Below are 10,828 nucleotides of genomic sequence, written 5' to 3' on the forward strand. Positions count from 1 at the left end.
AAACCCTGATGTCGAGGGAATTTCCCCTCCCTACACCCTACACCCTACACCCTACACCCCCTCTAGCAGCGCTATAACAGCGAAAATCATATTCAGATGATTGGGAAGTTACGGCACTTTTCAAGTTGATGAGGTATGCCGGTTGACTCGAAGTCCCCATCCCCCCCTACCCCCCCTTTGTCAGGGGGGAGATCAGGGGGGATAATGGGGGATCGAACCGTATCGCAGCAGACAGACAACTGCTATAGTGTAGCCAAATAACCGGATTTGATATCAAATCTCACTTTTCACTTTTCACTTTTCATTTCCGACTCCCGAGTCCCTCATTCCGAGAGGGCCGATCGCCGGCCCCCATTTTTTCCGCAGATAAGCGGACGAAACTGGGGTTATTCATCACCGCTCTCCGAAATTCTTCTAACAGTTCCAATAATGTCGAGAGGGGGGTGTTGGGGTTTTGTGCCACCAGATTGCGGGTGGCGATATCCTCGCTGCGGCCGAGTTTTTTCAGCAGTTCGCCGGGGGCGTTGGGGTTGTTGGCGACGAGCCGCCCCAAGTCCGTACTTTTGTGGGCGATCGCTTCCAGGCGGGCGGGGGGGGTTCTGGGATTTGCCGCTTCTTTTTGTAAGGTCAATCGGTCGGAAATACTCATGTTCGCCGAAACATAAAATAATAGATGCTTGTTCTGTTTAAAAAAGTCTCCTCACCGGCGATCGCCTCGCCCCCGTCCGTCAGATTTTTACCGACGCTTCGGCGGGAAGTTTCGCTTTGATCTGTTCGACAAAGGCTTTGTGATCGGTGATGGGTTTGGGGATGTAACCGTCCGCACCACTTTGGGCGAGAAAATACTCGCGATCGCGATCGCCGCCCTGGGCCGTCACCAAAATAATGGGCAGATCGGCCGTTTTGGGATTTGCTTTCAACATTTGCGTGATTTTGAGGCCATCGATCGCCTTTCCCTCGTAATAGCTGTTGGCGAGGTAGATATCCATCAAAATCAGGTCGGCCTCTTTCGCTGTCGCCATTTGCAGCACCGTTTCCACGTCTTCGGTGTGATGAGCCGCCATTCCACCTTTTCGGGTCAAAATTCGTTCAAATACCTTCCAATTGATGGGATTATCTTCGACGACGAGAACGGTTTTCATGATCCCTGCCCTCCTTTGGGAAATTCCAGTGACTCCATCTCCACTGATACTATCTAGTGTCCCCAATTTATGCAGATTCGTCGATGGGAATAAGTTCAGGAGTTGGGGAGTTCGCCGGCGAAATGCGATCGCCCCCAAGGGCAAAAGGGTGAAAAAGTTCAGGTCGAGAATAAGGGTGTGGGGGGTGGGGTGTGGGGATTCGATACCTCACGATGGGTTAGAATGGAAAGATGATATCGACAAATCAGGCGGAGTTTCACCTTATATGCAGAAGCGTTCCAATATCGACTCCACGGAAATGACCCGGCGGGCGGCAGATTTGGTCAGTGCCGCATCCAACCGTTACAAAATTACCGTTCAGGTCGCCAAACGAGCCAAACAGTGCCGCTACGAAGACTTCGACAATATGGACGAAAATTTGATGAAACCGGTGCTGCGGGCGATCGTGGAGATGTCCGACGAGTTGACCCAGCCGGAAATTATTGTCGATCGCTAAATGATTTCGTTGCCATGAGACGGCCAAATTTTCGACGACAATGGCGACAAAATCGACTCGTTATCCTGGGGATGGCGAGTCTGTTGGTATGGGGGGCGATCGCGGGGACGGCTCCCACTCCGGGACGGGCCGAATTGTTTCCCGAGTCCCCCCAAACCCGGGTCGCCCAACAGATTCCCCTGCGGGTGAGAGATGTCTGGAAACAGGTTTACGAGCGTTTACCAGACCTCCCCGAGGAAAATAATTACGTTTCCGCAGATACCGGGGAACTCGCCGCAGACAACACCCTGATCGATCGCCTGATCCGCTATCATCTCTACGTCCAAAGCCGTCCCCCCCAATTTCGGTTCGACTGGAAATTGACCCTGGCGGACTATCTGGGGGCGAACGAGTTGATGAGAGAGGAACAGTACCCCAGCGCGACCTCGCTGCGGGACAATCCGATGCAGGGCGACCGGGAGGCGATCCGGACCCTGAGCCGGGAGGAACGGAACGCCCTGGTTGACGTTCTGGTGAGTATTTTTAACCCCGAAGCGGCTCGGGCTCAATCCGACCCGGAACCGCCTCGCTCCGAACCTCCCCCGCCGGACTCTTCGGACGATTCGGACGCCCCCTTTCCCCCCCTTCCCGAGGCGGGGGACGCAGAATTGTTGCTGCCTTAATTGGAACATGGAGAAAATTCTCAAAACCGGAGTGGGTTGGCGGTTGGGGTGGAATCCCCAGGCGCCCGAGTACCGGGGATTGGTGGGCGGCGACGGGTGGGCGATCGAATTGACGGAAGCCGAGTTGGAGGATTTTTGTCGCCTGTCCGGACAACTCGCGGACGCCGTGGCGTCCATGGCGGCGGAGTTGATGGACGAGGAGCGGATCGCCTGCGAAGCCGAAAGCGATCGCCTGTGGATGCAGGTGGAGGGCTACCCCCACGCCTACAGCCTGCAATTGATCCTCAACGGCGGGCGTCGCTGCGAGGGAAGCTGGCCCCCAGAGGCGGTTCCGGAACTTTTGGCGGCGATCAAAATTTTGGGGGTTTACTAATTTTGAATTTTGGTGTTATACTAGCAAAGCACGTCGGGGCGTAGCGCAGCTTGGTAGCGCACCACTTTGGGGTAGTGGGGGTCGTGGGTTCAAATCCCGCCGCTCCGATTTTTGTTAAACCCTTATCTAGCAATGATTACAGCGCTTTATTCAAGTGCTGTAACGGCTACCGCTACCCAAAATCTACCCACTTCCCTTATCTAGCACAGGTCAATACACGGTAGGAATGCTCTCTAGCGCTTGACGCACCATATGGGCTTTCTCAACAGCTTTGATGACACTCGGGGGAGTTGTCTTCACTCCACAAGGCTTGGGGTGGCGCGCTCCACTGGAAATCGGTCGTTTCTGGGGGCCAGATTGGTTGAGCCCGAAATTGAGAACCCGTCGGGCGATCGCGATCGCGCAATGGTGTCGGATTTCAGATTCGACTATGATATAAAACATTGCCCAACTGCCGAGCGATAAATCTGTACCATGTTCGATGCCCTAGCTGAACGTCTGGAGTCCACCTGGAAGAAACTCCGGGGCCAAGACAAAATCACCGAATCCAACATTCAAGACGCCCTCAAAGAGGTCCGCCGCGCCCTGCTGGAGGCCGATGTCAACCTCCAGGTGGTGAAAGAATTTGTCAAGGAAGTCGGCGTTCAAGCCCAGGGAGCCCAGGTCGTCTCCGGCGTGAAACCGGGGGAGCAGTTCGTCAAGATCGTCCACGACGAGTTGGTCAAGGTGATGGGGGAGAGCAACGTCCCCCTCGCCCGAGCCGAGGAAGCCCCGACGGTCGTACTGATGGCGGGTTTGCAGGGGACGGGTAAAACCACCGCTTCGGCGAAGTTGGCCCTGCATTTGAAAAAACAGAATCGCACCGCCTTGTTGGTGGCGACCGACGTCTATCGTCCGGCGGCCATCGACCAGTTGATCACCCTCGGGAAACAGATCGATGTCCCGGTGTTTGAACTCGGGGCGGACGCGGACCCGGTGGAAATTGCCCGCCGGGGGATCGAACACGGCAAGGCCCAGGGGATCGATACGGTGATCGTGGATACGGCGGGGCGATTGCAAATTGACCAAAACATGATGGCGGAACTGGCTCAAATCAAAGAGACGGTTGAGCCCCACGAAACCCTGTTGGTGGTGGACGCCATGACCGGTCAGGAGGCGGCGACCCTGACCCGGACCTTCAACGACCAAATCGGCATCACCGGGGCGATTCTGACCAAACTGGACGGGGACAGCCGCGGGGGTGCGGCCCTGTCGATCCGGCGCATTTCCGGCGCCCCGATCAAGTTCGTTGGGGTGGGGGAAAAGGTGGAGGCTCTGCAACCGTTCTTCCCCGATCGCATGGCGTCGAGAATTTTGGGGATGGGGGACATCCTGACGCTGGTGGAAAAGGCCCAGGAAGAGTTCGACATCGCCGACGCCGAGAAAATGCAGGAGAAGATCCTGGAGGCGAAATTCGACTTCACGGACTTCCTGAAGCAGACCCGGATGATGAAAAATATGGGGTCTTTGGGGGGGTTGATGAAGCTGATTCCGGGGATGAACAAGATTTCCCAGGATCAGTTGGAGCACGGGGAAGCGCAACTGAAGCGATCGGAAGCGATGATCAATTCCATGACCGTCCAGGAGCGCAAAAATCCCGAATTGCTCTCCAATTCCCCCTCGCGGCGCAAGCGGGTCGCCCGGGGGGCGGGCTACGCCGAACAGGACGTGATGCGCCTGGTGAAGGATTTTCAGCGGATGCGAACCTTGATGCAGCAGATGGGTCAGGGCCGGTTTCCGGGGATGGGCGGAATGCCGGGGATGGGCGGAATGCCGGGGATGGGCGGAATGCCGCCGGCGGGGTTCCGGGGGTATCCCGGCGGGGGTGGCAAAAAGAAGAAGAAAGCCAAAAAGAAGAAAGGTTTCGGGCAGCTTTAGAGGGTCGAGCCGGGTCGAGTCCGGCGGGAAAAATGTTAGAATTTTAGATTCCAGCACTTCGATGCTGGTGCCAGTCACTCTGTCCCAGACTGAAAAAATAGCGTACAATCCATAAGGAGAGTCCATTAGCTCAAGATGATCAAACTGAGATTAAAGCGGTACGGTAAAAAGCGAGAAGCGAGCTATCGAATTGTCGCGATGAACAGCCTGTCTCGTCGCGAAGGTCGCCCCCTGGAAGAACTGGGTTTTTACAATCCCAGAACGGATGAAACTCGATTGGATGTCCCCGGCATTGTTCGACGCCTTCAGCAAGGGGCCCAGCCAACTCGAACTGTGCGTAACATCCTGCAAAAAGCCAATGTCTTTGAACAACTCAAATCCGGAGTCTCCACCGAATCCACCAGCACCGCAGAACCCGCCAGCCAATCCTGATTATGCCCAGTTGGTGCGGTTCCTGATCGGACCGTTTTTGGAGTCCCCAGAAGCGCTGCGGGTCGATTGCGAGCGATCGTCCGCCCAGCGGAAAGTTTGGATTCGACTCGCCTTCGAGGCGGAGGATAAGGGCCGGGTTTACGGCCGCTGGGGACACAACATCCAAGCCATTCGCACCGTGTTATCCACGATCGCCGGGGTGGCCGGAGAGTCCGTCTATTTGGATATTTACGAAGATTCTCCCCCCCAAAGTCGCCCGAGGGCAGCCGCGAATCGGCCGTCGCCCAAACGTCCGACCCGAAGTCGCCGCTCATCTCCCCCCCGGAGGTTGGTGCGTCGGGACGGCCAGTAAACTTGTATGGAAGGCGGCGATCGCTTGCCGCTTTCCCGAGTTTTTTTGTCTGGCCGGGGGCATCATCGATCGCCAGATGTCGGTCGAAATTGAAGTGGATGCGATCGTCCCCGCACCCCCACAGGAAACACCCAATCAAACCCAATTGAATGACTGAGCGATTCACGATTCAGTTACCCAGCATCGAAAGTGCGATCGCCCTCGCCGGCTATCAAGAAGACAACCTGAAAACCCTATCGAAACAAACCGGCGCCCAGGTCGTCCTGCGGGGCCAAGATGTCATGCTCAGTGGGACGGCCAAACAGGTGGAACTGTGCCGGACCCTGATCGAATCCCTCAAAGAATTTTGGAAAGATGGCAAAACCATCACCGGGCCCGACATCCTCACCGCCCGCCACGCCATCAACACCCACCAAGAAGAGAAACTGCAAGAGCTCCAGCAAGATATCCTCGCCAAAACCCGCCGGGGCCAGGAGGTGCGGGCGAAAACCTTCCGCCAGCGCCAGTACATCCAGGCGATCCGCACCCACGACCTGACCTTTTGCATCGGTCCGGCGGGGACGGGAAAGACCTACCTCGCCGCCATCCTCGCCCTGCAAGCCCTCCTCGCCGACGAGTACGAACGCCTGATCCTCACCCGTCCGGCGGTGGAGGCGGGGGAACGCCTCGGGTTCCTCCCCGGCGACTTGCAGCAGAAGGTCAACCCCTACCTGCGCCCCCTCTACGATGCCATCTACGAATTGATCGACCCTGAAAAGGCCAGCAATTTGATGGAACGGGGCGTCATCGAAGTCGCACCCATCGCCTACATGAGGGGACGCACCCTCAACAACTCCTTCGTCATCCTCGACGAAGCCCAAAACACCACCCCGGCCCAGATGAAGATGGTCCTGACCCGCCTGGGATACCGATCGCGCATGGTCGTGACCGGGGACATCACCCAGACCGACCTCCCCCTCCACCAATCCTCCGGGCTCACCGTCGCCCTCAAAATCCTCCAAAATATCGAGGGGATCGCCTTCTGCGAATTTTCCCAGGCGGACGTGGTGCGAAATCCCCTAGTCCAGCGCATCGTCGCCGCCTACGAACGCCATGAAAAATGAGGGAGTCTGGGTGGTAAAATTCCAGTGGAAAAATCGATAAATTGACAAAATGGCAACTTTAAAAGAATTTTTGGAAGCGTGCGAAAAATTGGGGACGTTGCGTCTGATCGTCACCAGCAGCGCGGCGGTTCTGGAAGTGAAAGGCAAAATTTCCAAACTATTTTATGCAGAATTGCCCAAGGGGAAATATGCCAATATGCACGCCGATCTGTTTGAATTTCACCTGAATATGGATGGAATTAAAACGGTTAAATTTGAAACGGGAGAAGCGAAGCGGGGAAATTTCACGACCTATGCGATTCGCTTCGTCGATGGGGAAGATTCCGTCGCTTTGAGTGCATTCCTGCAGTGGGGGAAACCCGGAGAATACGAGCCCGGACAGGTGGAAGCCTGGGAAGAATTGCGACAAAACTACGGCGAGGTTTGGGAACCGACTCCGGTTGAGTCTGTCTGATATCAAGTTGGATATCGAGACCGCTTGGGAATCAATTCCGGAGGGCGCAAGCCAGGGACCCCTACCCGCTTAAATCATCGGTCGATGATTGGGGAGGTTGAGGAGGGGATAACCGGATTTGATAGGAGACGAGTTCTCCTTTCCAAAAAAAACTCCCCGTCCCTCACGCGGGGCGGGGTTTTATGGATTAGGGAGCATCCACATTCATCTATCTACACATTCCTATCTTAGCAAGGGAAATGGAAAATGAAAACTGTTGAATTTACGGGCGATCGCCATCAGAGCAAAGGGCAGATTCCGTAGAAATACGGTTCGATTAGTTTGCCAAACGCTATTTGCTATCTTTTTTGGTGCGAAAACCTGGCCCCCAAATAAACCACAAAATGAGGACAATCAAAACCACAAAAACCCGTTCGGAATCCATGTTCATCGCCTGCCTATCCATCAAGGTCGCCGGCGGTTCGATGATGGGAGGTTTGAGATCGGGATTTCGATAATAGTCCCGGTAGGTGATGACCGGCCGTAGGGTGTAGTCCCTCTCGATGGGACGATGATCATCTCGGACGGGGTGAGGTTCATGGAAGTCCGGTTCCGGATGGTATCGCGTTTGGGGTCGGGGATGGACGGGATATTGCCGGCATTCGTCGGTGGGGGGGGTCCGCTTGTGGGGGACCCGCTTGTGGGGAATCGGATTGGGATTGTCGGGGAAACCGTCGGCGGAGGCGGGGCCGACAAAGATGAGATTAGCCGCGATCGCGATCGCGGAACCGGCAGTTGTCAGAACTCGAAATAGTTTCATACCTGTTGACTCCTCACCACGGGACACCGACGGCGCCATTATAGCAGTTTTCAATCTCATCAGGTAGATAACAATCGGCCACCATTTTTCAATGGTATCGGCCCCAACCTCCAATTTTGGGGGCTGTGATTGGCCGGCGCGGGGATTAAATGGTCGCGAATCAATTCACACGGCTGTAGAGAGTCAGTCCCACAAATCCTTCGCCATATCCCAAGTTTTCTCCCATCTCTTTTCTCCCACATTTTGCACCGTCGAATTTTCCGTTTCCCAGATAACGGTTTTGGACTGACTTTTTTGCTAGAATCATGAAAACCCATGAAAATTGAGTTGAGAGCCGATGCCGTCTAATTTTGATTTCCCCAATAAGCGTCATTTTGTGACCATTTTACTGGTCGCATTGAGTTTAAATTTTACCCTCTTTAAAGGACGAGTTGCGGACTCGAAACCAGCCGCTGATTCCGGGCAGGCGCGACAAGTTTCGGGGGCATTTTTAACCGGAGAAAATGGCCGATATACCGGGGAAATTTTGGTCAATACCTCTGCCGATACCGCCTGGAAAGTTTTGACGGATTACGAGAACTTTCCCCGATTCATGCCCACCGTTATCGACAGTCAACTGTTGACAACACAAGGCAATCAAAAGGTTTTTGAATTGGTGTACCAAATCCGGGCGATCATCGTCGATAAAAGGATCAGAGTTCGGATCGCCAATGTCGAAACCTACCCTCAACAAATAGCCTTCAAGCTAGTGGAAGGAGATTTGCGATCGCTGCAGGGAACCTGGACCATTCAACCCATTTCCTCCAGACAAGTCAGGATTCAACACCAAGTCGCCGTCGATCCCGGTTCAACTCCCAGCAGGGCTATATTTTATAATATCTATGAAAGTAGCTTAAAAAATACCCTGGAAGCGATCAAAAAAGAGGCTGAAGGCCGCAATTAAGATCGCCTTTTTGGGTGTTTTTATCGATGCAGTCTTGCCCAATTTTCAATCAATTTCGGAGGGCTGCATCCCACCCAACTGCAATTCGCCATCCTTACCTTTTGAGAACCCTGCGCGGTTGTTTCGATTCCCAATTTACCCTGTTGGATACAACCGGTCTGCTCGAATTACACGGCGGGGGTCAAAATTCGATCTTTTCCTCCACCGCAGATGTCGAGAACCTCGGCAACTGAATCGCCGAAAGAGACTGCAACTTCCGGCGACGCTGGGGGTAAATCAACGGTGCCGGCCAATTGGCCTCCCGTTCCTCCCGTTCTCCCTCGGAATCGACCCCGCCCCCGACGGCATCCTCAGTTTCGGGGGGAGAGGCCGCATATTCCAGGCGAATGCGGTCCAGTTCCTCTTCCACAAATCTCGGTCGCGGCCATTCTTCCACCGGCGGCTCCTCCGGGAAAGTCTCGGCGACCGGGGGAGCGATCGCCCCCGACTCCCCTTCCTCGGCCGTTGCGGCCGTTGCTGCGGGTGGGCTTTCGGAGTCCACAATTTTCTCCCTCCCAGAGGACGTTTGATTCTCCTCCCCGGGCGTTTCCTCGGATCTTGCCCCCTCCTCCGACCCCTCGTCGGGGTGATGGGACAGTTGCCAAGACCAAGGTTGGACCGGCGACGCTTTGGAGAGTTTCAGGGTCGGGGGATGGAGGACAAAAGATGCCGGAGGTTGCGGTTCCGCCGGAGTTGCCGAGCCTTCCGCCTCCGCAGTTGGGGAGGGGGATGTCGTCCGCTGCGAGTCCCCATAGGGGGAGTGCGACTGCATTTCCAAAGCTCGCTCCAGGGCCGCCTTGAATTGCAGGGTGTGGCGCTGCTGGCGGTACAGGCGCGATCGCAATTCCTGGCAGGTATTTTGAGTCCGAATCAATTCGTGGCACTGTTCATTGTAGCGCTGTTGGGCGGCGGCGCACTCTCGCTCCATCTGCGCCATCCGAGTTTGGCTGGTATCCCACTGGTGGGTGAGGTTTTCCACCAAAACCTGCTGTTGCTCAATGACGCGGTTGGCGACCTCCAGCTTTCGGAACAGCCGAGTCACCTGTTCCCGGGCGAAACCCATTTCCCGGCCTTGTCGGTCGATCTGGGCGTCCTGTTCTTGCAAGCGTCTGTGACAGCCTTCGAGTTCTTCCTCGAGTTCCGCGATGCGATCGATCAGGTCGCGGTTGCAGGTGTGGAGGGCTTGAATGAGGGGGGTCTGGGAATTGTCCGCCGTTGCTTCCGTCGCTTCCCCCGCCGTCCGGGGGTCGGGTTCCGGAGTCGGGGAGGACCCATCGTCCGAGTCTGTCACCACCGGCAATTGGTCGATCGCGATCGCGTTGGGAAAATTGACCGTCTCCCAATCATCATCCCAAGGGTCGGACACTTGCGGGAGCCGGACGGCTTCCCGAGGTCGGGCGATATCAGGTGTTTCCTCTGACGGCTCGGCGCGACGTTCTGGAATCGGTTCGGATGGGGACTGATTCGGAGGAAGACCGGCTTCAGACATGGATAGATCCAGACAGTTACAGAAATCTCGATCTTAGTGTACACCAGTTGGAGCATCTGGATTGATAAGTCAGGGTTATCGGCACAAAAAACCCGGCGATCGCACCAATCACCGGGATTCATATTTCAGACTTTGATGTTGCCCTTTCCTGAAGCCGAGAATCTGATTAAGATTGTCATATTTTTTGACATCGACGCGATCGCTTCGGACGAGGCGCGGCAGGGTTCCCACAGATTTCCCGAGTCGGTTTGTACCGCCGAAGTTTTTCGCCGTAGGTTTCGCGATCGCCAGGTTCCCGGGGACTTCGGAGGATCTCCAATTCGGGATTGACAGCGTTTCGACGGCCCGACAACATCAATGTGTTCAAACAATAAAGAATTGATACGGGAAATGATAAATCAAGAGATTTTTTCCGGCACTCCCAACCGTCAAAATACCGCGATTTCGGAAAAGAGTTTGCAGCCCGTACAACTGACCATTCCCGGTTTGTCCGTGCGATCGCCCCGGACGACTCCTTCCGTCAGTCAAACAGGCTGAGAACGAGCGATCGCGCCATTTCCTCGATCAAAAATAATCCCGCCACGGAATTTCCCGCCGCGTCCAGGGGGGGAGAATAACAGGCGATCG

General features: G+C 55.4%; 16 protein-coding genes and 1 tRNA gene. 12 read left to right on the plus strand and 5 right to left on the minus strand.

Features of this window, described 5'->3' with window-relative positions; translation table 11 throughout:
* Window positions 1-301 precede the first annotated feature (301 nt).
* Both AC0QHF_RS06305 and AC0QHF_RS06310 read right to left on the minus strand, forming a co-directional pair.
* Window positions 302-649, minus strand: coding sequence for a variant leucine-rich repeat-containing protein (locus tag AC0QHF_RS06305; RefSeq protein WP_324703343.1), 348 nt, complete (start codon window positions 647-649; stop codon window positions 302-304).
* A 79-nt stretch (window positions 650-728) separates the two neighbouring features.
* Window positions 729-1,142, minus strand: a complete 414-nt coding sequence (locus tag AC0QHF_RS06310) for a response regulator (protein WP_324703344.1) — start codon at window positions 1,140-1,142, stop codon at window positions 729-731.
* Window positions 1,143-1,407: 265 nt separating this feature from the next.
* Between AC0QHF_RS06310 and AC0QHF_RS06315 the strand changes: the two genes are divergently transcribed.
* The 9 genes from AC0QHF_RS06315 (at window position 1,408) to AC0QHF_RS06355 (ending at window position 6,931) form a co-directional block, all read left to right on the plus strand.
* A complete protein-coding gene (locus AC0QHF_RS06315) occupies window positions 1,408-1,638 on the plus strand; it encodes a DNA-directed RNA polymerase subunit omega (RefSeq protein WP_324703345.1) in 231 nt (76 codons plus the stop codon).
* Window positions 1,639-1,652: 14 nt separating this feature from the next.
* Window positions 1,653-2,300, plus strand: a complete 648-nt coding sequence (locus AC0QHF_RS06320) for a hypothetical protein (protein WP_324703346.1) — start codon at window positions 1,653-1,655, stop codon at window positions 2,298-2,300.
* Window positions 2,301-2,307: 7 nt separating this feature from the next.
* Entirely contained in the window at window positions 2,308-2,673 is a 366-nt protein-coding gene (locus AC0QHF_RS06325) for a DUF1818 family protein (RefSeq protein ID WP_324703347.1), read from the plus strand.
* A 34-nt stretch (window positions 2,674-2,707) separates the two neighbouring features.
* Window positions 2,708-2,781: transfer RNA gene (locus tag AC0QHF_RS06330), tRNA-Pro, on the plus strand.
* Window positions 2,782-3,147: 366 nt separating this feature from the next.
* Entirely contained in the window at window positions 3,148-4,590 is a 1,443-nt protein-coding gene (ffh, locus tag AC0QHF_RS06335; RefSeq protein ID WP_324703348.1) for a signal recognition particle protein, read from the plus strand.
* A 135-nt stretch (window positions 4,591-4,725) separates the two neighbouring features.
* On the plus strand, window positions 4,726-5,022 hold the full coding sequence (rpsP, locus tag AC0QHF_RS06340) for a 30S ribosomal protein S16 (protein WP_324703349.1): 297 nt from the start codon (window positions 4,726-4,728) through the stop codon (window positions 5,020-5,022).
* A 13-nt stretch (window positions 5,023-5,035) separates the two neighbouring features.
* Window positions 5,036-5,374 carry a KH domain-containing protein gene (locus AC0QHF_RS06345; RefSeq protein WP_375341401.1) on the plus strand — a complete coding sequence of 113 codons (339 nt, stop codon included), beginning with the start codon at window positions 5,036-5,038 and terminating at the stop codon, window positions 5,372-5,374.
* A gap of 149 nt (window positions 5,375-5,523) precedes the next feature.
* Entirely contained in the window at window positions 5,524-6,477 is a 954-nt protein-coding gene (locus AC0QHF_RS06350) for a PhoH family protein (protein WP_324703351.1), read from the plus strand.
* Between the two features lie 49 nt (window positions 6,478-6,526).
* Window positions 6,527-6,931 carry a ChuX/HutX family heme-like substrate-binding protein gene (locus AC0QHF_RS06355; RefSeq protein ID WP_324703352.1) on the plus strand — a complete coding sequence of 135 codons (405 nt, stop codon included), beginning with the start codon at window positions 6,527-6,529 and terminating at the stop codon, window positions 6,929-6,931.
* A 331-nt stretch (window positions 6,932-7,262) separates the two neighbouring features.
* Here AC0QHF_RS06355 and AC0QHF_RS06360 read toward each other — a convergent pair whose 3' ends face one another.
* A complete protein-coding gene (locus tag AC0QHF_RS06360) occupies window positions 7,263-7,730 on the minus strand; it encodes a hypothetical protein (protein ID WP_324703353.1) in 468 nt (155 codons plus the stop codon).
* Window positions 7,731-8,106: 376 nt separating this feature from the next.
* Here AC0QHF_RS06360 and AC0QHF_RS06365 point away from each other — a divergent pair, with 376 nt between their 5' ends.
* Window positions 8,107-8,673, plus strand: coding sequence for an SRPBCC family protein (locus AC0QHF_RS06365; protein ID WP_324703354.1), 567 nt, complete (start codon window positions 8,107-8,109; stop codon window positions 8,671-8,673).
* A gap of 181 nt (window positions 8,674-8,854) precedes the next feature.
* On the opposite strand, the gene AC0QHF_RS06370 is transcribed toward AC0QHF_RS06365, so the two are convergent.
* The gene (locus tag AC0QHF_RS06370; RefSeq protein ID WP_324703355.1) at window positions 8,855-10,201 is read right to left on the minus strand and encodes a hypothetical protein; all 1,347 of its coding nucleotides are present in this window, start codon (window positions 10,199-10,201) and stop codon (window positions 8,855-8,857) included.
* Window positions 10,202-10,336: 135 nt separating this feature from the next.
* Between AC0QHF_RS06370 and AC0QHF_RS06375 the strand changes: the two genes are divergently transcribed.
* Together AC0QHF_RS06375 and AC0QHF_RS06380 are read left to right on the plus strand one after the other, a co-directional pair.
* The gene (locus AC0QHF_RS06375) at window positions 10,337-10,531 is read left to right on the plus strand and encodes a hypothetical protein (protein ID WP_324703356.1); all 195 of its coding nucleotides are present in this window, start codon (window positions 10,337-10,339) and stop codon (window positions 10,529-10,531) included.
* A gap of 60 nt (window positions 10,532-10,591) precedes the next feature.
* Window positions 10,592-10,738, plus strand: a complete 147-nt coding sequence (locus AC0QHF_RS06380; RefSeq protein WP_324703357.1) for a hypothetical protein — start codon at window positions 10,592-10,594, stop codon at window positions 10,736-10,738.
* Here the strand turns inward: AC0QHF_RS06380 and AC0QHF_RS06385 are convergent.
* Window positions 10,722-10,784, minus strand: coding sequence for a hypothetical protein (locus tag AC0QHF_RS06385; RefSeq protein WP_375341402.1), 63 nt, complete (start codon window positions 10,782-10,784; stop codon window positions 10,722-10,724). The two genes, AC0QHF_RS06380 and AC0QHF_RS06385, sit on opposite strands and share 17 nt — an antisense overlap.
* Window positions 10,785-10,828: the final 44 nt, after the last annotated feature.

The organism is Lyngbya sp. CCY1209, from assembly GCF_055795065.1.